The organism is Solihabitans fulvus (genome assembly GCF_008386585.1).
In the GTDB taxonomy this organism is placed as follows: domain Bacteria; phylum Actinomycetota; class Actinomycetes; order Mycobacteriales; family Pseudonocardiaceae; genus Solihabitans; species Solihabitans fulvus.
In genome coordinates this window covers 1-25021 of record NZ_VUOB01000032.1, presented here as the reverse complement: position 1 = coordinate 25021, position 25021 = coordinate 1, and the positions used below count along the sequence as shown (strand labels likewise).

27 protein-coding genes and 1 tRNA gene are annotated in these 25021 nt (G+C 70.1%); 14 read left to right on the top strand and 14 right to left on the bottom strand.

From position 1 onward, the window contains the following. The 6 genes from F0L68_RS19025 to F0L68_RS19005 all read right to left on the bottom strand — a co-directional run. On the bottom strand, positions 1–490 hold a 490-nt coding region (locus tag F0L68_RS19025; protein WP_149850952.1), incomplete at its 3' end, for a sulfurtransferase. Positions 491–514: 24 nt separating this feature from the next. Then, positions 515–958 carry a DUF4395 domain-containing protein gene (locus tag F0L68_RS19020; protein WP_149850951.1) on the bottom strand — a complete coding sequence of 148 codons (444 nt, stop codon included), beginning with the start codon at positions 956–958 and terminating at the stop codon, positions 515–517. A 114-nt stretch (positions 959–1072) separates the two neighbouring features. Next, positions 1073–1150, bottom strand: a complete 78-nt coding sequence (locus tag F0L68_RS44905) for an Ms5788A family Cys-rich leader peptide (RefSeq protein ID WP_368732278.1) — start codon at positions 1148–1150, stop codon at positions 1073–1075. Between the two features lie 95 nt (positions 1151–1245). Then, positions 1246–1659: a TlpA family protein disulfide reductase gene (locus F0L68_RS19015; RefSeq protein ID WP_149850950.1), complete on the bottom strand. Its 414-nt coding sequence runs from the start codon at positions 1657–1659 to the stop codon at positions 1246–1248. A gap of 41 nt (positions 1660–1700) precedes the next feature. Next, entirely contained in the window at positions 1701–2480 is a 780-nt protein-coding gene (locus tag F0L68_RS19010) for an LmeA family phospholipid-binding protein (protein ID WP_223198931.1), read from the bottom strand. Positions 2481–2557: 77 nt separating this feature from the next. Beyond that, the gene (locus F0L68_RS19005) at positions 2558–3304 is read right to left on the bottom strand and encodes an alpha/beta hydrolase (protein ID WP_223198930.1); all 747 of its coding nucleotides are present in this window, start codon (positions 3302–3304) and stop codon (positions 2558–2560) included. A gap of 176 nt (positions 3305–3480) precedes the next feature. Here F0L68_RS19005 and F0L68_RS19000 point away from each other — a divergent pair, with 176 nt between their 5' ends. From F0L68_RS19000 to pstB, 6 genes are all read left to right on the top strand, one after another. After that, on the top strand, positions 3481–4245 hold the full coding sequence (locus F0L68_RS19000) for a response regulator transcription factor (protein WP_149850947.1): 765 nt from the start codon (positions 3481–3483) through the stop codon (positions 4243–4245). 23 nt (positions 4246–4268) lie between these two features. Continuing rightward, positions 4269–5192, top strand: coding sequence for a mycothiol synthase (gene mshD, locus F0L68_RS18995; protein ID WP_149850946.1), 924 nt, complete (start codon positions 4269–4271; stop codon positions 5190–5192). Positions 5193–5427: 235 nt separating this feature from the next. Continuing rightward, positions 5428–6552: a phosphate ABC transporter substrate-binding protein PstS gene (gene pstS / locus F0L68_RS18990; RefSeq protein WP_149850945.1), complete on the top strand. Its 1125-nt coding sequence runs from the start codon at positions 5428–5430 to the stop codon at positions 6550–6552. A gap of 177 nt (positions 6553–6729) precedes the next feature. Continuing rightward, complete coding sequence (gene pstC, locus F0L68_RS18985) at positions 6730–7653, top strand: phosphate ABC transporter permease subunit PstC (RefSeq protein ID WP_149850944.1); 924 nt, start codon at positions 6730–6732, stop codon at positions 7651–7653. Next, positions 7650–8573: a phosphate ABC transporter permease PstA gene (pstA, locus tag F0L68_RS18980; protein ID WP_149850943.1), complete on the top strand. Its 924-nt coding sequence runs from the start codon at positions 7650–7652 to the stop codon at positions 8571–8573. Before pstC ends, pstA begins: the two co-directional genes overlap by 4 nt. Before the next feature lie 19 nt (positions 8574–8592). Further along, positions 8593–9369 carry a phosphate ABC transporter ATP-binding protein PstB gene (gene pstB, locus F0L68_RS18975; protein ID WP_149850942.1) on the top strand — a complete coding sequence of 259 codons (777 nt, stop codon included), beginning with the start codon at positions 8593–8595 and terminating at the stop codon, positions 9367–9369. Positions 9370–9445: 76 nt separating this feature from the next. Here the strand turns inward: pstB and F0L68_RS18970 are convergent, their stop codons facing one another. Further along, positions 9446–9859, bottom strand: coding sequence for a hypothetical protein (locus tag F0L68_RS18970; RefSeq protein ID WP_223198929.1), 414 nt, complete (start codon positions 9857–9859; stop codon positions 9446–9448). Between the two features lie 445 nt (positions 9860–10304). On the opposite strand from F0L68_RS18970, the gene F0L68_RS18965 reads away from it, so the two are divergent. Genes F0L68_RS18965 through F0L68_RS18940 form a run of 4 tightly spaced genes read left to right on the top strand, consistent with a single transcriptional unit; the run spans position 10305 to position 13762 of the window. Continuing rightward, positions 10305–10685, top strand: coding sequence for a hypothetical protein (locus tag F0L68_RS18965; protein ID WP_149850940.1), 381 nt, complete (start codon positions 10305–10307; stop codon positions 10683–10685). A 55-nt stretch (positions 10686–10740) separates the two neighbouring features. Continuing rightward, on the top strand, positions 10741–11280 hold the full coding sequence (locus F0L68_RS18960) for a DUF3558 family protein (protein WP_188316668.1): 540 nt from the start codon (positions 10741–10743) through the stop codon (positions 11278–11280). A 17-nt stretch (positions 11281–11297) separates the two neighbouring features. Then, on the top strand, positions 11298–12971 hold the full coding sequence (locus tag F0L68_RS44570) for a hypothetical protein (RefSeq protein ID WP_188316667.1): 1674 nt from the start codon (positions 11298–11300) through the stop codon (positions 12969–12971). Beyond that, positions 12968–13762, top strand: coding sequence for an ESX secretion-associated protein EspG (locus F0L68_RS18940; RefSeq protein ID WP_149850938.1), 795 nt, complete (start codon positions 12968–12970; stop codon positions 13760–13762). Before F0L68_RS44570 ends, F0L68_RS18940 begins: the two co-directional genes overlap by 4 nt. Positions 13763–13802: 40 nt before the next feature. Here F0L68_RS18940 and phoU read toward each other — a convergent pair whose 3' ends face one another. The 5 genes from phoU to dusB all read right to left on the bottom strand — a co-directional run bounded on the left by phoU (position 13803) and on the right by dusB (position 20486). After that, complete coding sequence (gene phoU / locus F0L68_RS18935) at positions 13803–14468, bottom strand: phosphate signaling complex protein PhoU (protein ID WP_149850937.1); 666 nt, start codon at positions 14466–14468, stop codon at positions 13803–13805. A gap of 92 nt (positions 14469–14560) precedes the next feature. After that, entirely contained in the window at positions 14561–17551 is a 2991-nt protein-coding gene (locus F0L68_RS42460; protein WP_188316666.1) for an LCP family protein, read from the bottom strand. 203 nt (positions 17552–17754) lie between these two features. Further along, positions 17755–18663: a GGDEF domain-containing protein gene (locus F0L68_RS18925; RefSeq protein ID WP_438672295.1), complete on the bottom strand. Its 909-nt coding sequence runs from the start codon at positions 18661–18663 to the stop codon at positions 17755–17757. 181 nt (positions 18664–18844) lie between these two features. Continuing rightward, positions 18845–19336, bottom strand: a complete 492-nt coding sequence (locus tag F0L68_RS18920) for a hypothetical protein (RefSeq protein ID WP_149850936.1) — start codon at positions 19334–19336, stop codon at positions 18845–18847. 7 nt (positions 19337–19343) lie between these two features. Next, positions 19344–20486 (bottom strand): tRNA dihydrouridine synthase DusB, encoded by a 1143-nt coding sequence (gene dusB / locus F0L68_RS18915; RefSeq protein WP_149850935.1) that lies wholly within the window; start codon positions 20484–20486, stop codon positions 19344–19346. A gap of 103 nt (positions 20487–20589) precedes the next feature. Here dusB and F0L68_RS18910 point away from each other — a divergent pair, with 103 nt between their 5' ends. Continuing rightward, a complete protein-coding gene (locus tag F0L68_RS18910; protein WP_223198928.1) occupies positions 20590–21522 on the top strand; it encodes a DMT family transporter in 933 nt (310 codons plus the stop codon). Beyond that, on the top strand, positions 21519–21986 hold the full coding sequence (locus F0L68_RS18905) for a DUF6328 family protein (RefSeq protein ID WP_149850934.1): 468 nt from the start codon (positions 21519–21521) through the stop codon (positions 21984–21986). The genes F0L68_RS18910 and F0L68_RS18905 overlap by 4 nt, the downstream gene beginning before the upstream one ends. A gap of 26 nt (positions 21987–22012) precedes the next feature. Here F0L68_RS18905 and lysA read toward each other — a convergent pair whose 3' ends face one another. Then, positions 22013–23350 (bottom strand): diaminopimelate decarboxylase, encoded by a 1338-nt coding sequence (gene lysA, locus F0L68_RS18900; RefSeq protein ID WP_149850933.1) that lies wholly within the window; start codon positions 23348–23350, stop codon positions 22013–22015. Positions 23351–23594: 244 nt separating this feature from the next. Here lysA and F0L68_RS18895 point away from each other — a divergent pair. Both F0L68_RS18895 and F0L68_RS18885 read left to right on the top strand, forming a co-directional pair. Beyond that, positions 23595–23667, top strand: a tRNA-Lys gene (locus tag F0L68_RS18895). Positions 23668–24014: 347 nt separating this feature from the next. Beyond that, a complete protein-coding gene (locus tag F0L68_RS18885; protein ID WP_149850932.1) occupies positions 24015–24485 on the top strand; it encodes an NUDIX hydrolase in 471 nt (156 codons plus the stop codon). Positions 24486–24662: 177 nt separating this feature from the next. Here the strand turns inward: F0L68_RS18885 and F0L68_RS18880 are convergent, their stop codons facing one another. Next, entirely contained in the window at positions 24663–24872 is a 210-nt protein-coding gene (locus F0L68_RS18880) for a hypothetical protein (RefSeq protein ID WP_188316664.1), read from the bottom strand. Positions 24873–25021 lie beyond the last annotated feature (149 nt).

The window sequence follows — 25021 nt, the reverse complement described above, 5'->3', positions numbered from 1 at the left end:
GCACGTCGACGAGGTTCTTCTCGTTGATCGCGGCCACGACCTCGTCGCGGAACGCGCGGATGGACAGGTCCTGCTCCTGCGCGGCGTAGGTGGTGGCCTCACGGACCACCTCGTCGGTGCTCAGCGGCCTGCCGTCCAGCTCCCACTTCTTGCGGCCGCCGTCGAGCAGCTTGACCGTGTCGTGGCCGTAGAGCTTGAAATACCAGTACGCGTACGCCGCGAACCAGTTGTTGTTGCCGCCGTAGAGGACCACGGTGTCGTCGTTGCCGATGCCCTTGGCCGACAGCAGCTTCTCGAAGCCCGCGCGGTCCACGAAGTCCCTGCGCACCGCGTCCTGAAGCTCGGTCCGCCAGTCCAACCGCACGGCACCGGGGATGTGGCCGCCCTCGTAGGCGCTGGTGTCCTCGTCGACCTCGACGAACACCACCCCGGACGCTTCCAGGTTCTGCTCGGACCATTCGGCCGAGACCAGCACGTTCTCACGGCTCATCGAAACGGCTCCTGTTTTCTCTGTCTACTGTGGACGATCATGGGCGAAAACTGGGGTGTGGCGGCGAAGCAGCAGGTACATCTCGCAGCCGAGGCACAACCCGAACGCCGCGTTGAGGAACGCGGCGACGAGCGCGCCAGCGGTGGCGACGACGCCGAGCGTGGTCAGGCCGGTCGCGTAGCCGATGACCCCGACCAGCGTGAACACGAAGCCGACGCCCTGGGCGAAGCGCAGCGGCGCCGCCTCCTCGCGTTCCGAACTCGGCTTGAGTCTCGGCTGGAGCACCGCCCGGTACACGTGGCCCCACGGGTTGAGCTTGAGGCTGATGAACGCGCACATGGCGAACAGCACCGTCTGCGCGGCGAGCAGCCGCCACCACCCGGTCAGCAGCACGACCGCGAGGATCACCGTGGTCATCCACGCGGAGAAACGGGGACCGCGCGGATCCACTGGGGCGTTGAGGGACATGACGACCTCCTGACCTTGGACACTGAAACGAAGTCCGTCAGTTGGTGGGTCACCCGGTCGGCTTCCGCGCGCCCTGCTTGTCAGGCGCCGCTGGATCGCCGAGCTACCACCCGGTCAGATCGTCTGCCGACACAGGCTGCTGTGCACGCGGCAGAGGTCCACCGCGCGGCGCTTGGTCAGCAACGTATGCACGGCGGCGAGACTACCGCTTCGGACTCGCGCTAGGGAGGGCTGTCCACCAGTTGGAACAGTGCCCACCGCCCGTCCACGCGGGCGAAGTCTCCTGTTCAGGCTGGTAGGTGCGGTTCGAGCGCGGCGAGCATGCTCGCTCTTTTGGGAACGCCGCCGACTCGGAGCAACTCGGTTCCCGAGCTATTCACGACGAGCGTCGTCGGCGTGCGCAGGACGCCGAGCCTGGTCGCGATCCCGGGGTGGTCGGTCAGGTCGAACTCGGCGTGCGTGACGCCGTCGGTGTGCGCGGCCACGTCCCGCAGCAAGGTCCTGGCCTGCGGGCACTGCGCGCAGAACGTGGTGGTCAGCTGGACGAGCGTGATCGGGTTCGCCGGGTCGACGACGCGCAGCACCTCGGCGGGCAGGTCGCTCTCGGCGCGCCTGCTGATCCGACCGTCGCGGGCGCGCAGCGCGAACCCGAGCGGCACGGCGAGGACCAGCGTCCCGACCAGCACCAGCAGTCCGGTCATCGACGATCCGCCTTTCCTACGACCCGGGGGCCGGCCGGGGTTCAGCCGCCCGTGGTGGCCCCGTTGAGACGCACGTTGCTGGCCCTGCCCTTGACCGTCACGGATCCACTGTCCACCCGCACCTCGGTCGGCGTGACGGTGAACGGCAGCTCGCCGGGCTTGATATCGATGCTGAACGCCCGCGCGGCCAAACTCAACAGCTGGTTGAGGCCGGGCAGCGTCTGGTCGTCGATCGCCACCTTGCCTGCGGCGATCTGCACGGTGGTGTCCAGCAGCGTCACCGTGCCGTACGCGGTGATCTTGATCTTCTTGCCGGCCACGGTGGTGTTCCCGGTCAGCTTCACCGGCGCGACCCTCGGGTCGGGCTTGCCGGTCGGCCCGCCGTCCTCCGGCTTGCGCGTGTCCGGGTCGATGGTGAGGTCGGTGATGGGGATCTCGCTGTTGCTGGCCAGCCTGGCGATGTCGCTGGCCTTGATCGTGACGCTGCCCTCGAGGTCGTCCACGGTCGCGTTCCTGGTGTTGCCGCCGAGCAGGTCGGACAGGCCGATCCGCACGTGGTGCAGGTGCGCCTGGATCTCCAGGTCGCGCAGCTGGTCGCGGACCGGCACCCCGCTCGCGCTGATCTGCACGTCCTCGTAGTCGCCGGCCAGCGCCTGGGTGATGAACGGGAACCCGTTGATCCGCACCGAGGGGTCGTCGGTGAGCTTGAGCTGGGTGCGCATCTTCTGGGCCACCTGGTACTCCGCCGCGGCCGCGACGCCGAAGTCGGCGGCGACCAGCAGGGCGACCAGCACGACCAGTGTGATGACGAGCTTCTTCAACCGGCTGCTTCCTCTTCTTCCGTGCGGCCGCCGCACACCGTTGTCGCCGTGTGGCCCCGGCACACCGTCCCCCGTGATCATCTCGCGCCCGTTCGTGTCGTTGCGGCGGCCAGCCAATCCGCCATCCGGTCTACCAGTTCCGGCGTCATCGCCGACTCGGCGTGCCGGATTCCCTTCTCCAGCCACAGTTCCGCGCCGCCGGCCGCGGCCCTGTGCAGGGCGAGCGCGTGCTCGGCGGGGAGATAGTGGTCCTGGTCACCGTGCACCAGCAGCAGGGGCAGCGGCGCGATGCGGCCGACCACCTCGATGGGGCTGGCGGGCGGTTGCCGCCACGGCTGGCTGACCCGCAGGCCGAGGGCGAGCGCGGCGACCCGCCCGTGCGGCTGTTCGAGCAGCCAGTGCACCCGGCGCATGGCCACGGTGTCCCTGACGTACCAGCGGGCCGGGGAGCTGACGGCGGCGACCGCGTCGGGTCGTTCCCGCTCGACCGCGTGCAGCCCAGCGTGCCGGAGCACGATGGAGGCGCCCATGGAGAAGCCGACGGTGGCGACCCTGCGGTGGCCGAGGTCGCGGGCGAGGCCGACGGCGGCGGCGATGTCGAGCACCTCGAGGTCGCCGACCGTGGACCGGCCGCCGGACCTGCCGTGGCCTCGGAAGTCCAGCGCGAGCACGTCGCCGTGCCTGGCCAGGCGTTCCAGCACGCGGCGGACGGCGGGTTTGCGCACGTTGTTGGTGAGTCCGTGGCCCACGACGAAGGCGAGCTCGGGATCGCCCTGTGCGGTGCGTAGCGCTACACCACGAAGTTTCACCCTGTCGTGTGACATCGCTGTAACAGAGGTGACGCTTGTGGAAACAACTGTGACGCTGGCGGTGTGACCTGGGACTTCTGGAGCCGACACCGTTATCCTTTCGGTCATCCGCAGGCAACGGGGCCCGGTCACCGTACGCCGCTGGGCTGGTCGTTGGTGACCAGACGCCAGCTGGAGAGGGAGGGCACCGCATGAGCATCGACGTGCTGCTGCTGACCACTGATTCCGACGCCGAGGCAGTGCTTCCCGCGCTGTCCCTGCTGCCGCACCAGGTCCGGCCGTTGCGCCCCGAGGTGTCCGCACTGCTTGAGGCGGGCCCGCACGACGTCGTTCTGGTGGACGCCCGCGTCGACCTGGTCGGCGCGCGGAGCCTGTGCCGCCTGCTGGACAGCAGCGGCGTCGACGTGCCCGTGGTCGCGGTCGTCACCGAGGGCGGCCTGGTCGCGGTCAACTCCGACTGGAGCGTCGACGAGATCCTGCTGCCCACCGCGGGCCCTGCCGAGGTCGACGCGCGGCTGCGGCTGGTGCGCAGCAGGCGCGGCTCCGAGCGGCAGGGCGGCGACGGCACCATCCAGCTCGGTGAGCTGGTCATCGACGAGGCCACCTACACGGCCCGGCTGCGCGGCCGCCCGCTCGACCTCACCTACAAGGAGTTCGAGCTGCTGAAGTACCTCGCGCAGCACGCCGGCCGGGTGTTCACCCGCGCCCAGCTGCTCCAGGAGGTCTGGGGCTACGACTTCTTCGGCGGCACCCGCACCGTGGACGTGCACGTGCGGCGGCTGCGCGCCAAGCTCGGCCCCGAGCACGAGCAGCTGATCGGCACCGTGCGCAACGTCGGCTACAAGTTCGTCCGGCCGCCCCGTCCCGGCAGCCTGCGCCGAGGCGCGGACCTGGGCGCGGACGGCGCCGAGGGCTCGCCGGCGGACGAGGTGGAGCTGTTTCTCCAGACTCGCTGAGGCGAGCCGGGTAGTTTGATCAGGTGGCTGACGTTCACCTGAGCTGGTTCGACGACCTGACGGCCGAGCAGGAGCGCAACGTGCTCGTGCTGCTCGCCGAGGCCGAGGAGGCCGACGGCGTCGCGCCGGTCGGCGAACAGGTGCTGGTGCGGTTGCGCCGGGGCAACAGTGACGACAGCGCGCACCTGCTGGCCGAGGAGGCCGGCAGGCTGGTCGGCTACGCCCACCTCGACCTGGTCGGGGACTCCGGCGGCAGGAAGGTGTCCGAGCTGGCCGTGCGCCCGTCGGCGCGTCGGCACGGCGTCGGCACCGCGCTGGTCACCTCGGTGGCCGACCGCGTCGGCGTCCCGCTGCCCGCGACCGAGGGTGCGCCGGAGCGACTGCGGGTCTGGGCGCACGGCGACCACGCCGGCGCGGTCGGGCTGGCGCGGACGCTGGGTATGGCCAAGGTCCGCGAGCTGTGGCAGATGCGGCTCGTGCTGGCCGACGAGCCCACGGGCGCGGCGCTGCCCGACGGTGTGCGGCTGCGGTCCTTCGTGCCCGATCAGGACGAGGCGGCCGTGGTGCTGGTCAACCACCGCGCGTTCTCCTGGCATCCCGAGCAGGGCGCGATGACCGAGGAGGACGTGCGCGGCAAGGAGCAGGAGGAGTGGTTCGACCCGAAGGGCTTCCTGCTCGCGGTCGATGACGCGGACGCGCTGCTGGGCTTCCACTGGACGAAGGTGCACTCGCCCGGTGTCGGCGAGGTCTACGTGGTCGGTGTCGACCCGGACGCGCAGGGCGGCGGCCTCGGCCGCGCGCTGACCATGGCGGGCCTGCGCAGGCTGTGGGACGTCGGCGTGCGGGAGGTGCTGCTGTACGTGGAGGCGGACAACGCACCCGCCGTGCACGTTTACACCCGACTGGGGTTCGCCAGGCACGCTGCGGACGTGCAGTACGCTCTGTAAGCGGTCACACGCGGTTTGGCCGCCAGGTGACGGGCGCGTCACGCATCGCAAACGCCCAGGTCACGGCGAGACTCTGGACTCACTCGTTCGGACGTGTGTGTAGTCACCTCCCGTATCTTGTTCACCCCCCGTTAACCTGCATAGGGTCCTCTGTCCACCCCGGCTGCCTAACTTTCGGAGGCGAGCGGCGACCTCCGTCGCTAATCAGCGATAGCTCTGTAGGTGGAGGAACAAGGTGAAGATCAAGCGGCACGGTGCCGCGCTCGGCCTCGTCGCGGCCGGCGCCCTCCTGCTCACTGCTTGTGGCAGCGACAACAACACCTCGAACGGCAGCAGCAGCTCGGGCTCGTCCAGCGCCCCGGCCGCCGCCGTCGACTGCGGTGGCAAGCCGAAGCTCGCCGCGGAGGGTTCCTCGGCTCAGCAGGGTGCGATGGACGTCTTCATCCAGGCCTACAAGGCGAAGTGCACTAGCCAGGACCTGGCGTACAACCCGACCGGCTCCGGTGCGGGTGTGAAGCAGTTCAACGCCGGTCAGGTCGACTTCGGCGGTTCCGACTCGGCGCTCGACGCCACCAAGGGCGAGGTCGACGCGGCGGCCAAGCGCTGCCAGAGCAACCCGGCCTGGAACCTGCCGATGGTGTTCGGCCCCATCGCGGTGAGCTACAAGCTCAGCAACGTCGACGGCCTGACCCTCGACGCGCCGGCCATCGCCAAGATCTTCAACGGCGGCATCACCAACTGGAACGACCCGGCGATCGCCAAGCTCAACAGCGGCAAGACGCTGCCGGACAAGAAGATCGCCGTCATCTACCGCTCCGATGACGCCGGCACCACGGACAACTTCCAGAAGTACCTGACCACCGCGTCCAAGGGCGCGTGGACCCAGGGCGTCGGCAAGAAGTTCGTCGGCGGCGTCGGCGAGGGCAAGGAGAAGTCCGCCGGTGTGTCCCAGGCGGTCGCGTCGGTCGACGGCGCCATCACCTACGCCGAGTGGTCCTACGCGCAGAACAACAAGCTCTCGATCGCCAAGATCGACACCGGCGCCGGTGGCGTCGAGCTGACCTCCGACACCGTCGGCAAGGCCATCGACGGCGCCAAGATCAAGGGCACCGGCAACGACCTGGTCCTCGACCTGAACTCGATCTACGGCTCCACCACCGCCGGCGCGTACCCGCTGGTGCTCGCCACCTACGAGCTGGTCTGCTCGAAGGGCCTCGACGCCGACACCACCAAGGCCGTGAAGGCGTTCCTGACGGTCGCCGCCACCGATGGTCAGGCCGGCCTCAAGGACGCCGGGTACGCCCCGCTGCCCAAGGCCTTCCAGGACAAGCTGCTGACCGCCATCAAGGCGATCGCCTGACGTCACGACGCTGCTGGCAGACTTCGAGCCACCGCTGAAGCGATGAACGACCCCGTCGCGCCAGAGCGCTCCGCCGGCACCGGTGAACCCGGTGCCGGTCGGGGCGCTTCGGCCGTTCGAAACACCTCGGAGGTCCCGATTCCCCCGACATCGGAAGCCGACGGCAAGCCCTCCGTCGTGCGCCCTGGCGACCGCATCTTCAAAGGCCTGGCGACCGGCTCCGGCATCTTCATCGTCGTCCTGATCGGCGCCATCGGCCTTTTCCTGATCGTGCAGGCGATTCCGTCGCTGCGCATCGACCAGGCCAACTTCCTCACCAGCCGGGAATGGTCGACCGGCGATGTGCACAACCTCCGCTTCGGCATCCTGGACCTGTTGCTGGTCACGATCGCCGTGGCGCTGCTCGCGCTCGTGATCGCGATGCCGGTCGCGCTCGGCATCGCCCTGTTCCTCACCCAGTACGCGCCGCGCCGCCTCGCCAGGATCTTCGCCTACGTGGTGGACCTGCTCGCCGCAGTGCCGTCGATCATCTTCGGCCTCTGGGGCCTGTTCGTGCTCGGCCCGGTGCTGACCCCGTTCGCCAAGTGGCTGTCCGAGCACCTCGGCGGCATCCCGCTGTTCAAGCAGGGCAACGTCCTCATCGAGTTGGGCGGCACGATCTTCACCGCCGGCATCGTCGTCGCCGTGATGATCCTGCCGATCATCACCGCCGTCAGCCGCGAGGTGTTCGAGCGCACGCCGATCATGCACCGCGAGGGTGCGATCGCGCTCGGCGCGACCAAGTGGGAGGTCGTGCGGACCACCGTGTGGCCGTTCGGCAAGGCCGGCTACGTCAGCGCGTCCATGCTCGGCCTCGGCAGGGCGCTCGGCGAGACCATCGCGCTGACGATCATCCTCAGCTCCACCATCAAGCCGTTCAGCGGCAGTCTTTTCGACGGTGGCGCCACCTTCGCCTCCAAGATCGCGCTGGCCGCGTCGGAGTTCAACGACCCGAAGCTGGTCGGGGCCTACATCGCGGCCGGTCTCGTGTTGTTCGCGCTGACCTTCATCGTCAACGCCATCGCGAGGTCGATCGTCGCCGGCCACAAGGAGTACGAATGACGACCGACACGGCCGACACGGCCGACGTCAACCGGCTCGCGACCCCGCCGACGTTCCAGAGCGTCAGCCTCACCCGCCGGGTCAAGAACGGCGTGGCGACCGCGCTGGTCACCCTCGCGTTCCTGATCGCCGTCGTGCCGCTGGTGTGGGTGCTGATCACCGTGATCCAGCGCGGCTTCCCGCAGATCCTGGACGCGGGCTGGTGGCAGAAGTCGTTGTCCGGCCTCACCCAGCGGCAGAAGGGTGGCGGCGTCTACCACGCCATCTACGGCACCCTGGTGCAGAGCCTGGTGTGCGGCGTGATCTCCGTGCCGATCGGGCTGTTCCTCGGCATCTACCTGGTGGAGTACGGAAAGCGGTCGCGGCTGGCCAAGACCGTGACGTTCATGGTGGACATCCTCACGGGTGTGCCCTCGATCGTCGCCGCCCTGTTCATCTACGCGCTGTGGGTCACCACGCTCGGCCTGCACCGCAGCGCGTTCGCGGTGTCCCTCGCGCTGGTGCTGCTGATGGTGCCGGTGGTCGTGCGCACGACCGAGGAAATGCTCAAGATCGTGCCGGACGAGCTGCGCGAGGCGTCCTACGCGCTCGGCATCCCGAAGTGGAAGACGATCGTGAAGATCGTTGTGCCGACGGCGATGTCGGGCATCCTGACCGGCATCATGCTCGCGCTGGCCAGGGTGATGGGCGAGACGGCCCCGGTGCTGATCCTCGTGGGGTACGCGCCGTTCATCAACTACAACATGTTCGACGGGAACATGGCGTCGCTGCCGTTGTTGATGACCGTTGAGCGCAACAACCCGACCGACGCGGGCTTCCAACGCATCTGGGGCGCGGCGATCACCCTCGTCCTGATCATCACCCTGTTCAGCCTGCTGGCCACCCTGCTGTCCAGGTGGCTCGCCCCCAAGACCAAGTGACCAGGCGGGAAATGTAGCGATGGCCAAACGCATTGACGTCAAGGACCTCAACCTCTACTACGGCAAGTTCCACGCCGTGGACAGGGTCTCGATCGCCGTGCCGCCGCGCAACGTGACGGCCTTCATCGGACCGTCCGGCTGTGGGAAGTCAACGGTGCTGCGGTCGCTCAACCGCATGCACGAGGTGACCACCGGCGCGCGCGTCGAGGGCGAGGTCCTGCTGGACGGGGAGAACATCTACAACTCCGGGATCGACCCAGTGCAGGTGCGTCGCACGATCGGCATGGTGTTCCAGCGCCCCAACCCGTTCCCCACGATGTCCATCAGGGACAACGTGGTCGCCGGCCTCAAGCTGGCTGGGATGAAGGGCAAGAAGCAGCTGGACGAGGTGGCCGAGCGGTCGCTGCGCGGGGCCAACCTGTGGGCCGAGGTCAAGGACCGCCTCGACCGGCCGGGCGGTGGGCTGTCCGGTGGTCAGCAGCAGCGACTGTGCATCGCGCGGGCCATCGCCGTGCAGCCCGACGTGCTGCTGATGGACGAGCCGTGTTCGGCGCTGGACCCGATCTCCACGCTCGCGATCGAGGACCTGATCACCGAGCTGAAGAAGGAATACACGATCGTCATCGTCACCCACAACATGCAGCAGGCCGCGCGGGTGAGCGACCAGACGGCGTTCTTCAACCTGGCCGGGGTGGGGCAGCCCGGCAGGCTCGTCGAGGTCGACGACACGGAGAAGATCTTCTCCAACCCCACGCAGAAGGCGACCGAGGACTACATCTCCGGCCGCTTCGGCTGATCCGACGCGTGGTGGGCCCGTGGCGCGCCGTCCGGCGCCGCGGGCCCACACTCGGGTCGTCACCTGGACCGGCTCGTCACCTGGACCGGCGGAGTCCGACGTACTGGAGCGCGCAGAACCCGCCGACCACGATCGCCTGGAGCACGTCCCAGACCGCCCCGACGGTGGTGAACGGCAAGCCGTTGGGCGCGAGCTCCATCAGGCTCACGATCGCCCACAGGGCGTTGGCTCCCATGATCAGCTTGGTCACGGTGCGGCTGATCTTCGCCGGCCGCGCCGCGAACCACACCGCGACGCCGTAGACCAGCAGAAACACCCCGATCGGCTCCTGGACCGACGCGGCGGGCCCGAGCAGCGTCTCGAGCGGCCCGGCCAGCGCGAGGTAGGCCAGCCCGTTGACGCCGGTGACGACCGCGTCGGCGCGCAACACCAGCCGCAGCAGGGACGTCGTGGCGGTGGCGGGATTCTCGGTAAGCGTGGCGGTGGCCATCATGGGCTCCCTTGTCGGTGATGTTCTCGTGGTGTGGCACCAGCTTCACCGGGGGACGTCATGACGTCGATTACGCCGGAGGTAATGGCCGGACCCGCCGCGCGGCCGGCCGTCGGGCGCCGAGCATGCCGTTGGGTGTCGAGCACGGGGCCGGCACGTGAAGATCAGTCTCACGACCGGTGTCCAGGCCGAGGTGTGATCTGGGACATCCCCTAGTCATTTGGGCTTCCGTCGCGTCCGCAGGGCCCTGACCTGCACCGACGATGGTCACGCACGGTGACTGGATTGGTCGGTTCGGATGGAACCGGCACACTCCCGTTTGCGTCATAATCGGTACGCGCACAGTGCTCCCTCGGTACTGTGCTGCTTGAGTCTGTGTCTGATCGCCCAGGGGGTAGTTGTGGCAGACGTCCCGATGGACATGGTGGCACGTAGCGCCGTCCCGATGAGCATGGCGCAGGTGCGTACCGCCATGGTGGGCGTGCAGAACCTGCGCATGGCCGCGGAGTCGGGTGGCTTCGCCGTCAGCGAGGAGGGCGGCAAGGCCCTCATCGACGCCATCGTGAAGATGCAGGACGGCGTCCACCAGTCCCGCCTCGAACTTGAGAACGTCAAGCAGGACTCCAAGCTGGGGACGAGCCCGGACGCCTTGGTGATGGTGCAGTACAACAAGCAGGTGGCCGATGGCGACCCGCAGTCGTTCGCGCACGTGCTTCAGCAGTTCAGCACGGTTCTCGACGAAACCAAGGCCGCCATCAACAAGGCGATGAGCAACTACCGGAACACCGACAGCGGCAACCGGGCCAGCTTCAGCGGGAAGGCCTGACCCCGGGATGACCAGGATGAGGACTTCTGTGACTCGGCCCGCGATGGTCGTTGTGTTGGCAGCCCTGACCGTCTCTCTGGCGGGCTGTTCCCAGTCGTCCGGGGGAACCGCAAAACCCGGCGACTACTCGACCCCCGGCACGGCAGCCAGCCAGTCGTCGTCGCCGACCGGCGGGAACTCCTCCACGCCCTCGACCAGTTCGAGCGGCGGCTCGATCAGCGCGCTCAAGCCGTGCGACCTGATCACGCCGGCAGAGGCGAGCGCGGCGGGCCTGGGGATCGGCGCCGGTGACAACTCGGCCGATCCGCACGGCTGTATGTGGACCGCGTCCGGCCAGTACAGCGCGGGCGTGACGCTCCGCGACAGCCAGGGCCTCAAGGACATTGTGGCCGACCAGGGCAAGCTTTCCACGGTCCCGGTCGGCAAGCACGACGGACGTCGGCTCGAAGGAAATGCCGGCGCGGGATCGTGCATGGTCTCGATCGGGGTTTCGAGCTCGTCTCGCGCCGACGTGCTGGTTATCACCGAAGATACTGCTCAGGCGTGTCAGACCGCCGACAAGTTCGCCAAGCTCGTAGAGCCCAAACTGCCGTGATGGTCTAGGGGGCAACGATGACGCCGAAGAACACGACCCAGCCGGCACCGCCTCCGGTGCAGACCACGACGTACTCGAGCGACCAGCGCGCGCAGTACATGCAGCAGTACCAGCTGTACCTGGCTGAGCATGCGAACCAGGGCCTCCCCGGTGTTGTGATGAGCATCGGTGAGTACATCCAGGCGATGCAGAAGTCCCAGCAGTACCAGGACGATCAGGCCAAGGCGCTGGAGTCGCAGGTCCACGACCACCGGCCGCCGCCGTCGTTCCAGGGCACCAACTACCTGAGCTACGACCACCCGACCCTCAAGTCGATGGTCAACACGAACATCGACCCGACGCAGGTCGACGGCCAGGGTCGTTCGTGGAACAAGCTCGGCAACACGATGGTGAACTTCCAGAACGAGGTGAGCACCGCCGTCAGCTCCAGCACGACGCACTGGCAGGGGACGGCCGGCGACTCGGCGCGCAACTACCTGACCGGTCTCGGCACCTGGACGGGCAGCACCGGTCAGGGCGCGCAGCTCATCGGCAACCACATGGCCGCGCAGCAGGAAGCGGCGGCCACGGCGAAGACCAGCATGCCGGAGCCCGTGAACTTCAGCATGGGCGACGCGATGAAGATGTACTTCACGTCGAGCCCCGCCGACCTCGCGAACACGGTCACCCAGATCAACCAGAAGTTCGACCAGCAGCAGCAGGCGCACGAGCAGGCCGCGCACGTCATGTCGACCATGGCGGACTCGCTCAAGGCGACCAGCACCACCATGCCCGCGTTCGCGCCGCCGCCCACGATGGCGGGTCCCGGTGACGGCACCGGGATCAACCCGCCCAACGGCGTCAACCCGCCCGGCAGTGGTTCGGGCGGCGTGCCCGGCGGTGGTTCCGGTGGTGGTGGCGGCGGTGGCGTGCCCGGTGGCGGCGGTGGCGTGCCTGGCGGCGGCGGTGGCGGTATGCCCGGCGGTCCCGGTGGCGGCTACCCCGGTGGTGGCGGTGGCGGCGGCCTGCCCGGCGGTCCCGGTGGTGGCGGTGGCGGTGGCGGCTACGAAGGTATCTACCACGGTGGCGGCCCCGGCACGGGCACCTCGGGTGCCGGCGGCGGTGGCGGCGGTATGCCCGGCGGTCCCGGTGGCGGCTACCCCGGTGGCGGCTACCCGATGCCGGGCGGTCCAGGCACGCCCGGTTGGGGCACGCCCGGCGGTCCCGGCGGCGGCTTCCCCGGTGGCGGTTTCCCCGGCGGCATGCCCGGCGGCGGCGTGCCCGGCGGCCGCGGTGGCGGCCCCGGCAGCGGTCGGTTCCCCGGCGGCAGCACCGGCATGCCAGGCAGCTCCGGCATGCCCGGTGGCCGCGGCGGTGGCGCAGGCAGCGGCTTCGGACCCGGCGGCAGCTCCGGCATGCCCGGTAGCCGTGGCGGTGCTGGCAGCGGCTTCGGCCCCGGCGGCAGCAACCCGAGCGGCGGCTCCGCTGCCGGCGCGATGGCGGCCGAGGAGGCAGCGGCGGCCCGCGGCGGTGGCATGGGCGCGGCGGGCGCACGCGGCGCGGCCGGTGGCATGGGCGCCGGTGGCATGGGTGCCGGCAAGGGCGGTAAGGGCGAGGACGACAAGGAACACAAGTCCGCGTCGTACCTGGTCGAGACCGAGGACGTGTTCGGGGACGGCGAGCGAGTCGCTCCGCCGGTCATCGGTGGGTGACGGTGTCGTACTCGTTCTCGCTGTCGCACGCCGCCCTCGACATCGTCTGGGAGGAGCTGAAGCTCGGTAGCCGGGTGTTTCCGTTCGACATCCCGCACCACGGCCAGACCTTCGACGAGCGACGCCGGATCCGCGACGCCGTGTTCCGCGACCTCGAGTCGCGGAACCTGGCCAGTCGCGGCCGGCTGTCGCCGGAGGCCGAGGAGGCGTTGCGCCTGCTGGTGCAGTTCGAGTACGGCTTCACCGTGATCGGCATGCTCGACCGGCAGAGCGAGCAGCAGCTGCTCGCGCGGGGCGGTGCCGCTGGCGACCTCGGCGTGCTCGCCGTCCTCGACGACCGGATGCTCAAGGTCGACACGATGCGGTCGAGCGCGCTGATCCACGCGATGGTGAGCCTGCTGCCGCAGGAGCGTCCCGGGCCGGGCCAGTCGGTGACGATCTCCACCGGGGCTCCCGCCCCGGCGCGTCGGCACGACGAGGACGAGGACTTCGACAGCATGTTCGAGCCCGTCGCGCCGACCGGCGGGCACGCGGCGCAGAACCGCGCCGTCGAGGTCATCATGGAACGACCTCGGTTGCGGGCCGGGCAGTTCTCCGCCTACGCGAGTGGCCGGCACGGCCGGCAGAACCGCTCGCCCGAGCTGGTGTGGTTCGACACCGACGCCGGCCGCTACCTGATGCAGACGCGGCGCGAGCAGGACGGCAATACCTGGATCACCATCGCGCCGACGGACAGCACGCGGATCGTGAGTCAGCTCGGCCAGTTGCTCAACTCGCTGAACGCGGGCTGAGCAACTGGCCGGTGGGCTTGCTACCGTCCGATGTGGACGGTCAGATGTCCTCGTCCTCGCTGTATCCGGGCATCTTGCCGGTCACCACGAAGACGGTCCGCTTGGCAACCGACACCGCGTGGTCGGCGAACCGCTCGTAGAAGCGGCCGAGCAGCGTGATGTCCACCGCCGAGGCGACGCCGTGCGGCCATTCCTTGTCCATGATCACCGAGAACAGGTGCCGGTGCAGGTCGTCCATCTCGTCGTCGGCCTGCTCCAGCGAGCGCGCCTTGTCGACGTCCTGGGTGCGGATGACCTCCCTGGCCTCCCGCGCCAGCTCGACGGCGATCCGCCCCATCGAGGCGAAGTCCGGCCGAACCTGGTCCGGCAGCACCGGATTCGGGTGCCTGCGCCGGGCCGCCTTGGCCACGTGCAGCGCCAGGTCACCCATCCGCTCGACGCTCTCGGCGGCGTGGATGACGGCGAGCACGGTACGCAGGTCGGTGGCCACCGGGGCCTGGAGAGCGAGCAACGCGTAGGCGTTCTCCTCAACGGAAGCCCTCGCGTCGTCCACCTTGGAGTCGTCGCTGATCACCTGCTCGGCCAGTGCGAGGTCGGTGTCGAGCAACGCCTTGGTCGCGCGCTCCATGGCGTCGCTGACCATTCCGCACATGTCCGCCAGCTGCTCGGCGAGCTCGCCAAGCTGGTCGTGGTAGGCCTCACGCATGGCCACACCATACGTGCAGCGCATCGCCGCGGCGGCATCCCTTGGTGAACCCACGGTGAACCACGGGCGACGAAATCCCGACATCGCCCCGGTCAGGGCGCACAGGGATCCTTGCCCGCGTTCACAATGGACGAATCGGGGGTCGTCGGCGTCGGCGTCGTCGTGCCGGGCTGCTGGCCGCCGGTCGGTTGCGGCGTCACGACCTTCTCGTCGTAGCCGGGTCCGATGATCAGCGCGACCGCGCCGCCCATGCTCGGGTCCTGCTCCATTTTCGCGATCGGCACGGCGGCGGCCAGCGTGCGGGCCTGGTCCTCGCGGCCCGGCGCGTACCGGACGACCGTGTGGTCCACGGGGGCTCCGGTGTTGTTGCCGACATCCACGGTCTCGAAACCCAGGTCCCGCAACGACTTCGCGGCGCTCCCGCCGAGGCCGCCCTTGGCGCTGTCGCCGTTGTAGACCTCGATCTTGATGCCCTTGGGGCTGATCACCTGGCCGGCCGGACCGGTGTTGCTCGCCGGTGGCGTCGCCTGCGCCTGCGGGGCGGGCGATGAGGAGCTCGCCGCGGCCATCTCGCCGGGCAGCGGGGTGCCGTTGCGCACCGCGGCGAACAACGCGTCCGTCTCCGGCTTCTTCATCACCTCGCGGTTGTCCGTGTTGTCCTTCTTCGGGCCCTCCACGGTGTCGTGCGGCACGGTGGTGAAGGCGACGCGGCCGGCGTCCATGCCCTGCATCGACTGTCCGAGGGTGAGCAGCTCGTCGACGCCCATGTTCTCGCCCGCGGTGGCCCCGGCGAAGGCGTTGATGAAGTTGTTCAGCTTGGTGGGGCTCAACAGCACCTGGCTGGACAGCGCCTGGCGCAGCAGCGAGGACATGAACATCTGCTGCCGGTGGATGCGCTCGTAGTCCGTCTTCGCCTCGCCCTGCACCTTGCGCGCCCGCACGTAGTTCAGCGCCTGGTCGCCGGAGATGTCGACGCGGCCGGTCTGCGAGATGACCATGCCGAGCTCGTCGTCCTTCATCGGCTTGGACACGCACACCTGGACCTTGCCGACGGCGTCGACCATCTGCTTGAAGCCGTTGAAGTCGATGCTGACGAAGTGGTTGATGTTCAACCCGGTGATCGTCTGCACCAGCTTCGTCACGCACTTGGGGCCGCCGATCGCGTAGGCGGTGTTGGACTTCACGCCCTTGGCGCCGGGATCGGGCTTGCCGCTGTTGTACTGCCCGCTCTTGGAGTCCCAGGCGTCGCAGGCCGGCCGGTCCACCTCCATGTCGCGCGGCAGCGAGGCGATCACGATCCGCTTACGGTCGGCGGGAACGTGCGCGATCATCACGGTGTCCGACCGCGCGCCCGGCTCGGCATTGGCGTCGCCGACGTTGTCGCCGGGCTTCGCGCCTGCCCTGGAGTCGGAGCCGACGATGAGGAAGTTCTCGTCGCCGTTCTGCTTTTCCTTGTCCACGATGGCGGTCGAGTTCTGGTCAAGCGCCGCGATCTTGGTGAACTTGCTGTCCGTCCACACCTTCGTGCCCCAGGCGACCCCGGTGAACAGGAACACCGTCACCGCAACGACTATGGCGGTGATCTTGAGGATCTTGGTGACCTGCCGCCGTTGTCGCGCCCGCTTGCTGGCGAGCTCGGAGTCCTCCTCGGTCTCCGGCTCCGGCTCGACGAGCAGCTCCTCCTCGTCCTCGTCGGTCTTCCACGGCATCAGCTTCGAGCGGCGTTCCTTCTTCTGCCGCTCCTGCTCGGCGAGCTCGTCGTGCACGGCGGAGAACCTGGCCAGCGTGTGGTCGACCTGCCGGCGCTTCTTGACCTCGTCGCCGATCGGTTCCATCTCGGTGGTGAGGCTGGCCGGGTCGACGTCCTCGCGGCGCTCCGGCCCGCTGCGCGTCGGCCTGGCCGGCATCGGGGCCAGGATCGGCTCGCGGATCTCGGTCGGCGCGGAGTGCTCGGCCGCCTGCTGTTCCAGCGAGGAACGGTCCTGCGCCGGACGCTCGGGACGGTCGAGTGACGAGCGCTCCGGCACGGGCGGCATGGCCGGCCGGCTGTCGTTCGGTCCGAGCCGGCGGAGCGGCGGCATGGCCGGGCGACTGTCGTTGGGCCCGAGCCGGCTGGGTGCCTGCATGGCGGGCCGGCTGTCGTTCGGCCCGAGTCGGCCGGGCGGCGGCATGGCTGGGCGACTGTCGTTGGGCCCGAGCCGGCCCGGGATCGGCATGGCCGGGCGGCTGTCGTTCGGCCCGAGCCGGTTCGCGATGGCTCCGGTGGCTCCGGTGGCGCCGGCCGCCGGGGGGCGCGGCGCGCGGGGTTCGCCACCGGGGGCCTGCGGCTGGCCTGGCGCGGAACGCGGGCCGCCGGGCTCCTGGCGCGACGGCAGCGGGCGGCGGCCGGTCGGCGCGCCGCCGGGCGGCATGCCCTGCGGGCGACGGCCCTGCTGGTCTCCTGGCGGCGCGAGGGGACGCCGACCGGTGCCGTCCTGGCGCGGCGGCATCGGCCGCTGTCCGGTGGCCTCGCCCGGCCGACCGTGGCCGGGCTGGCCCGACTGACCCTGCTGACCTGACTGGCCCTGCTGACCCGGTTGGCCTGGTTGGGCGTTCGGTGCCGGTCGAGTGCCGGTGCGTTCGGCCCTCGGTGGCAGCGGGTGGCGTCCGCTGGCCTCTGCGGGGTGCTGCGGCCTGCCGACGGGCTCACGCGGCGTCTGGGGGGCCTGCGGAGCCTGCGGTGCCGACCGGCGGCCGCTGTCCTCGGCGCGCGTCGGCGCGGCCCTTCGGCCGGTCGACTCGGCCACGGGCGGTGGCGGCGGGCCAGGGTCGGCGGCGCGGCGCCTGCGGGGCTGCTGCCGTGGCGGCTCGGGTTCGGCTGCCCTGCGGCGCGAGGGCGCCTGCGGCTGCGCGTCCGGCGGGATCGGCCGGGGAATGTTCGATCTGGTATGTCTTTCCACCAGATCGGAGACGCTCAGGCCGCCCGAGTCCTCCATGGAGCGGCGGCGACGTCTACCTGTCGGCTTGTCCTCCTGGACGTCCTCGGGGCCGTCACCGCCAGCATCCGGGAATCCGCTGCCACCACGGCGGGGGTCGTCGGGCACCCGGGCTCCCTTCACGGCTCCAGTACAGGTTGGTCATTACGAGTTGACCACAGCCGGGACACATTGGTTGCACCACCCGGTGTGTCGGCTGCGCACGCGATAGTACGGATGACTGCCACTTCTGACGACCACGTGGCGGGATCCTGACACTCTCAGTACTCAATTCCGCGCACTGCCTTACACCGAATGGGCGAGAGAACGGCTCAGAAGTAGCCGACTGCGCGAGGTTCCGCGATCGCTCGGCGACCGGCCGCGGGGCCGGCGAGGCGCACTCTGCCGTTGTCGCGGTAGGCGACCGCGTTTCTGCCGGACTGCTTGGCCGTGTACAGCAGGCTGTCGGCCCGCAGGAGCTGCTGTTCCGCGCCGAGCGGCGGCCGCGCGGGCGGCTCGGCGGCGGGCGGCTCGTGCGCGAGGCCGATGCTGACGGTGACCCGCAGGCCCGCGGCGATCGTCGACCAGTGGTGCCGCTCGACCCTGGCCCGCGCGGCCTCGGCCGCCGCGACGGCGGTGACCGCGTCGACCCCTGGCAGGACCAGCACGAACTCCTCGCCGCCGTACCGCGCGCAGAACGCGCCGTCGCGCAGGCCGTCCTGCAACAGCTCGACGACGCGCCGCAACACCTGGTCCCCGACCAGGTGGCCGTAAGTGTCGTTGACCTGCTTGAACCAGTCGAGGTCGACCAGCGCCACGGCGAGCCCGTTGCGGGCGTCACCCTGCTCCGTGACGAGTGTCACAAGCCGCTGGTCGAGATACCGCCGGTTGTAGCTGGCGGTCAGGCTGTCCCGCAGGCTCTGCTCCCTGGCCTCGGCGTGCTCCCTGCGCAGCCGGTCCACCTCGCGGCGGAACTGCTCGGGCACCTGCGGCGGCTCGTCCTGGTCGGCGTAGACGAGATCGAGCGCGGACCGCAGGTGCTGGTAGGCCTGCCGCCACTGGCCGCGCGAGGCGAGCAGCGCGGCGATGGACTCGTGCAGCTGCACCAGCCCGGAGCTCTCGGAGCCCGCGTCCGGCGGCGCGGCCCGCAGGAGATGGGCGTCCGGCAGGGAGTCGGCATCGGCATGGCCGTCCGGCCGCACTGGCTCTGGTCCGGCGATGTGGGGCTGGAATACGGTCACCGCGCTCACCTCCCTACCTGCCTGGTGTCGACTTCCCAGAGGCGGCGCTTGAGCGAGCAAGACGTGCGGGTGCCGAATTTCCCCCGACTGGTTGACCGCGCCTTGCTCCGATCTAGTGACGCTGCGTGATCCACTTCGCATTCCGCGGATCGGCCGGCCGGGTCGTCTCAGCCGGGTCGTCTCAGCCGGACAGGCAGGGCGCGAACCCGTAGGCCACGCCGTCAAGCACCACCACGTGCTCGGAGCCGATCTGGCTGCCGACCTCGGCGTTGTCCCGGCGCGCGCTGACCGTGACGGCCACCACGTAGACCACGCCGCGCGGGTGCTGCGCCTGGTCGGTCGGCACCCACCTGGCGTCCGTCCTGAGCGTGGACATGGTCGGTTCGATCCGCAGCGTCATGCCGGCCAGGTCGCAGGTCTTGCCGGGGAAGTCCGGGTGCTGGGTGCGGCTGAGCACGTCCAGCTGCTGCGCAGAGCCGTGCGCGCCCGCGTCGTTGAGCTTGCCGAAGTAATCCGTGACGAGCGCCCGGTCCCGGTCGGTCAGGGCGAGTGGCCGCGCCGTGCCGGCCACCGAGGACCCGCAGCCGGCCAGCAGCGCGAGCCCGGCCGAGGCCAGCGCGACCGTCCTGAGCGCGGCCGCCGCCCGTCCGCTGGCAGCCCGCCCGCTAACCACCCGTCGGCTAGCCACCCGAGTGCATCAACTCGGCCCCGGCCGGCACGGTGGCGTCCTCGGGGTCGTTCAGCCAGCCCTCCGGCAGCACGACCTTTGCCGGCGACCCCTGACGGCCCCGTGGCCCGTCCGCGTCGGCGGGGAACTCGGCCGTGTGGTCGAGGCCGCCGAGCAGGTCGTCCAGCTCGGTCAGCGTCGACACCATCGCGAACCGCTGCCGCAGCTCGGAGCCGACCGGGAAGCCCCGCAGGTACCAGGCCATGTGCTTGCGCAGGTCCCGGACGCCCTTGTCCTCGCCGTAGTGCTCGGTGAGCAGCTCGGCGTGCTGGCGCAGCACGACGGCGACCTCGCCGAGGCTGGGGCCGTCCGGCACGGGTTGGCCCGCGAAGGCCGCCTGGAGGTCGCGGAACAGCCACGGCCTGCCAAGGCAGCCCCGGCCGACCACCACGCCGTCGCAGCCCGTCTCCGCAACCATGCGCAGCGCGTCGGCCGCGCTGAAGATGTCGCCGTTGCCGAGCACCGGGATCGAGGTGACGTGCTCCTTGAGCCTGGCGATGGCCGACCAGTCGGCCTGCCCCGAGTAGCGCTGCGCGGCCGTGCGCGCGTGCAGGGCCACCGCGACGGCGCCCTCCGCCTCCGCGATCCGGCCAGCGTCGAGGTAGGTGGTGTGCTCGTCGTTGATGCCGATGCGGAACTTCACCGTCACCGGGATGCCGGCCGGTTCGGCGGCGCGGACAGCGGCGCGGACGATCTCGCCGAACAGCCGCCGCTTGAACGGCAGCGCCGCCCCGCCGCCCTTGCGGGTCACCTTGGGCACCGGGCAGCCGAAGTTCATGTCGATGTGGTCGGCGAGGTTCTCCTCGACGATCATCCGGACGGCCGCGCCCATGGTCGCCGGGTCGACGCCGTAGAGCTGCATGGAACGCGGCTGCTCGCTCGGGTCGAAGGTGATCATGTGCATGGTCGTCGCGTCGCGCTCGACCAGCGCCCTGCTGGTGATCATCTCGCAGACGTACAGGCCGGCGCCGTACTGGCCGCACAGCCTGCGGAACGCGACGTTGGTGATCCCGGCCATCGGGGCGAGCACGACCGGCGGGTCGACCGCGTACGGACCGATCCGGAGGGCGGGCTTGGCCAGAGTTGCGGTCTCCACGCCTCCATTGTCACCGCTTCGGGCAGTAGCGAGAAGTTGACGTTGCAGAACCGGACTTCGACAGGTTGCGAAACGAGACCCACCGGCGCACTACCGTGAGCGGGTGAACGCCCCCTCCCGACCTGTCGACCGCACCTGGCTGGTGGCCTGCGCCGCCGCCCTGTGGGGCACCGACGGCCTGCTGCGTAAGCCGCTCGCGGACGCCCTGCCGTCGGCCACCGTCGTGCTCTGGGAGCACGCCATCGTCGTGCTCGTGCTGCTGCCGTGGCTGCCGAGGGCGGTGCGCGCGCTGCGCGCCTGCACCTGGCGGGAACGCCTCGCCGTGCTCGCCGTCGGCGCCGGGTCCTCCGCGGTGGCCACGGCGCTGTTCACCTCGGCGTTCCGGCTCGGCGACCCGATCACCCCGCTGGTGTTGCAGAAGTTCCAGCCCGTGTTCGCGGTGCTCGCCGCGTTCCTGCTGCTCGGCGAGCGGATCACCGCGCGCTACCTGGTGTTCGCGCTGCCCGCGCTGGCCGGCGCGTGGCTGCTCGCGTTCCCCGATCCGCTGCACGTCAAGGTCGCCGCCGCGCAGGCCGCGCTGCTCGCGCTCGCCGCAGCGGCCCTGTGGGCGGCCGGCACCGTGCTCGGCAGGCTGCTCAGCAGGCGGCTCGCGCCGTGGGACCTGACCGTGCTGCGGTACGCGGTCGGGCTGCCCGCCGCCGGCGTCGTGGCCGCCGCGCAGGGCGTTTCCGTGGTGCCAGGCTGGGACAACGCGCTCGGCCTCGTGCTGCTCGCGCTCGTGCCGGGGCTGCTCGCGCTGAGCCTCTACTACGTCGGCCTGCGCGCCACGCCCGCCGCGCGGGCCACCATCGCCGAACTCGCCTTCCCGGTGACCGCCGCGCTGCTCGGCGTCAGCCTGCTCGGCGCGCGGCTGTCCGGCAGCCAGTGGCTCGGCTTCGCGGTCGTGGTGGCCGCGGTGACCGCGCTTGGCTGGCACGAGCGGACCAGCCGGGTGCCTGCGGTGCGGGAACGGGTGCCGGAGAATGCCGTGACATGACCGCGCCCGAGGAGTCCGAGCAGCAACGGCTGGCGCGCAATCTGGGTGAGCTGCTGCAGGAGCTCAGGGTCGCCCAGGCCGGCGTGCAGATCCTGTTCGGCTTCCTGCTGTCGGTGGCGTTCACCGAGCGCTACGCGCACGCGGACGAGTTCGTGCGCGTCACCCACCTCGTCACCGTGCTGTTCTCCGCTGCGGCGGCGATGCTGCTGACCGCGCCGGCGTCCTGGCACCGGCTGCTGTTCCGGCACGGGCGGCGCGCGGAGATCATCAGGGTGGCCAACGTGTTCGCGCTGTCCGGGCTGGTCGCCCTGGCCTGCGCGATGACGGGCACCGTGCTGTTGCTCGGCGAGGTGGTGCTCGGCGGCTGGGCCGCCATCCTGCTCGGCGTCCTGGCCGGCCTGGGCTTCCTCACCCTCTGGTTCGCACTCCCACTCCGCGAACGTTTGCGCACCCTCACCACCTGAGCGAGAGCCCCCTCGCCCCCGCCCCCTCAACCCAGGTCGCGCGCCAACAAGTCATCCTCGGTCTCGCCACGCACCAGCACGGTGGCCACGCCGTCCCGGACGCCGATCAGCGGCGGCCGACCGACCTGGTTGTAGTTGGACGCCAGCGAGTGGTGGTAGGCGCCCGTGCACGGCACGGCGAGCAGGTCGCCCGCGCGGATGTCCTGCGGCAGCGGGACGTCGGCGGCCAGCACGTCGCCCGCCTCGCAGTGCCGGCCGACCACCGTCACCGGGCGGCGCGGGGCGCGAGTGTGCCGCCCGACCAGCCGGACGCTGTACCGCGCGCCGTAGAGGGAGGGGCGCGGGTTGTCGCTCATGCCGCCGTCGACCGCCACGAACGTGCGGGCGCCGCCCTGTTTCACGTTCACCACGCGATAGAGCGTCACCCCGGCCGGCCCGACGATCGACCGGCCCGGCTCGATGGTCAGGCGCGGCACCGGCAGCCGGTGCGACTGGCACTCGTAGTGCACCGCGACGCGGACCCGGTTGGCGAAGCCGGTGAGGTCGAACTCGTCCTCGCCGTCCAGGTAGGGCACCGCGAAGCCGCCGCCGAGGTCGAGCTGGGGGAGGGTGAGCCCGTGCTCGGCGTGCAGGGCGGCGAGCAGCCCGACCATGCGGCGCGCGGCCAGTTCGAAGCTCGCCACCCTGGTGACCTGGGAGCCGATGTGGCAGTGCAGGCCGACCAGGCGCAGGCTCGGCTGGGCGAGCACGTGCCGGACGGCGTCCTCGGCGGCGCCGCTGGCCAGCGAGAAGCCGAACTTCTGGTCCTCGACCCCGGTGGCGATAGCCCGGTGGGTGCGCGCGTCGACGCCAGGGGTGACCCGAACGAGGACGCGCTGCGGGTAGCGGGCGAGCGAGCCGAGCTGGTCGATCTCGTCGAGCGAGTCGACCACGATCCGGCCGACGCCGTAACCGATCGCGGCCTTGAGGTCGTCGGGCGTCTTGGCGTTGCCGTGCATGACGATGCGCTCGGCGGGGAAGCCGACCGCGCGGGCCACGGCCAGTTCGCCGGCCGAGCACACGTCGAGCGAGAGCCCCTCCTCATCGATCCAGCGGACCACGGCCTTGCAACTGAGCGCCTTGCCCGCGTAGGCGACCTCCGCCTCCGGCATCGCCTGTCGGTAGGCGCGGGCGCGGCGGCGCACCTCGTTCTCGTCGATCAGGTAGCTCGGCGTGCCGAACTGCGCAGCGAGGCGGGTCAGCGGGACCCCGCCGAGAAGCAGGTCGCCGTCGTGCCCCAGGGCCGTGTCGAGCGGCCAGATGCGCTCGGACAGCTTGGCCTGCAAGGAACTGCCCAGCGAGGGAACCAGCTCGGCCAACGTCACCGCGTCCTCCCGATGCCTACGCCGCCGCCCATCGCGTCGGCCACCCCAAGGACACCCTCACCCGACCACCGAGCGCCCCTCCGTGGACGCGCCCATGACGCCCAGCGCGTTCATCCTTTCGCCGTGCTGACACCCGGGTGTTCGCCGCCACAGCCCCACTGGCCCCGACGTGATCTGCAACACGGCTACTTCGGATCGCCACCAGTGTCGGTGCGCACGCCGGCCTTCCTCTAACCTTGACGGCGGGCCGCTAGCTCAATTGGCAGAGCAGCGGACTTTTAATCCGCGGGTTCGGGGTTCGATCCCCCGGCGGCCCACTGAACATGCAGGTGAGGCCCTGTCCGATCAGGACAGGGCCTCACGTTTTGTGGATCTGGGGCACGCTTACGGCACGGATACCTCGCGACTGAGTGCCGAGCTGCCGGTCACTTCACCAGCGCCTCAAGCACCTGGGCGGCTCCGGTGGTGCATCGCCGGCGCCCGTAGTGGTGGTCCTGGGTCATCGACACCGTGGCGTGGCCGAGCTGGTCGGTGGCGCGTGCTGGCAGATCGGCCTCGTGCTGCACCTGCGCCGGCTCTCTGCCGGCGACCTGTTCGAGACCTACTCTGGACGCTTCGAGACCGAGTAGAGCCAGTCGAAGCCAGCGACCTGCTAGGGGGACATGTGGCTCGCGTGGACTACTTCCACGACCCCAACGCCCCCAAGGTCAACAGCGTCAAACCGGCCGTCAGCGCGTTCGTCCAGGATGTCGCCGGCCGACTGCTCATGATCCGCCGCACCGACAACGACCTGTACTCCATCCCCGGGGGAGGCCAGGAGGTCGGCGAGACTCTCGCTCAGACCGCCGTTCGCGAGGTGAAGGAGGAGACCGGCATCGACGTCGAGGTCACCGGCCTGATCGGCTTGTACTCCAATCCCGCTCACGTGATCGCCTACGACGACGGCGAAGTGCGCCAAGAGTTCTCGATCTGCTTCCGGGCCCGACTGATCGGCGGCAAGCTGCGCACCAGCAGCGAGTCCAAGGAAGTCGAATGGGTCGCGCACGAGCGGTTGGACGAGCTGAACATCCACCCGTCCATCCAGCTCCGCATCGGCCGCGGGTTCGAGAATCGCAGCGAGCCCTACTACACCTGATCTGCCGAATTCGGCTGTACGGGATCAAGAGAGCCGCCGGCGGCGCGAAGGTTCCCGAGCTGACTTGGCGACGAGCGCGAAGCCGTGACGATCGCGCGCATGGTCAGCTTGGCAGAGCTGGGCACGGCGATCGACGCCCGCCGACGCTTCGCGCCAACGGCCACCGAGGGGCGTGGCTCACCCTTGGTGCGCGCTCACGACGCGGCCGTCGCGGATCGTCAATCGGATGCGGTTCAACCTGAGATCCGTGGTCATCCAGGGGTTGCGGTCGAGGTCCACTCGCTGAACGTCGAACCCCTCGGTCTCGAACCGGCGAGCAGCTTTCTCGACCGGCCAGCCCACAACCTCATCAGGGTCGAAGCTTGGCTCACGCACGTTCAGCCCCATGTCGGCTCCGTCCGTCAGCGGGCCGCGTGACATTCAGATCACCTTACCGTCGGACAGCACAGTCTAAAGATCATCGCCGTACTTACTCCTCACAAATCGATCCCCGGCGGCCCACCAAGATCGATACGGGTCCGTAACACGAACGGTGT

Coding starts and splice junctions, on each gene's coding strand:
- F0L68_RS19020 (WP_149850951.1), bottom strand. CDS start 958: ATGTCCCTCAACGCCCCAGTGGATCCGCGCGGTCCCCGTTTCTCCGCG.
- F0L68_RS19015 (WP_149850950.1), bottom strand. CDS start 1,659: ATGACCGGACTGCTGGTGCTGGTCGGGACGCTGGTCCTCGCCGTGCCG.
- F0L68_RS19005 (WP_223198930.1), bottom strand. CDS start 3,304: ATGTCACACGACAGGGTGAAACTTCGTGGTGTAGCGCTACGCACCGCA.
- F0L68_RS19000 (WP_149850947.1), top strand. CDS start 3,481: ATGAGCATCGACGTGCTGCTGCTGACCACTGATTCCGACGCCGAGGCA.
- pstA (WP_149850943.1), top strand. CDS start 7,650: ATGACGACCGACACGGCCGACACGGCCGACGTCAACCGGCTCGCGACC.
- pstB (WP_149850942.1), top strand. CDS start 8,593: ATGGCCAAACGCATTGACGTCAAGGACCTCAACCTCTACTACGGCAAG.
- F0L68_RS18970 (WP_223198929.1), bottom strand. CDS start 9,859: ATGGCCACCGCCACGCTTACCGAGAATCCCGCCACCGCCACGACGTCC.
- F0L68_RS18965 (WP_149850940.1), top strand. CDS start 10,305: ATGAGCATGGCGCAGGTGCGTACCGCCATGGTGGGCGTGCAGAACCTG.
- F0L68_RS44570 (WP_188316667.1), top strand. CDS start 11,298: ATGACGCCGAAGAACACGACCCAGCCGGCACCGCCTCCGGTGCAGACC.
- phoU (WP_149850937.1), bottom strand. CDS start 14,468: ATGCGTGAGGCCTACCACGACCAGCTTGGCGAGCTCGCCGAGCAGCTG.
- F0L68_RS18905 (WP_149850934.1), top strand. CDS start 21,519: ATGACCGCGCCCGAGGAGTCCGAGCAGCAACGGCTGGCGCGCAATCTG.
- F0L68_RS18880 (WP_188316664.1), bottom strand. CDS start 24,872: ATGGGGCTGAACGTGCGTGAGCCAAGCTTCGACCCTGATGAGGTTGTG.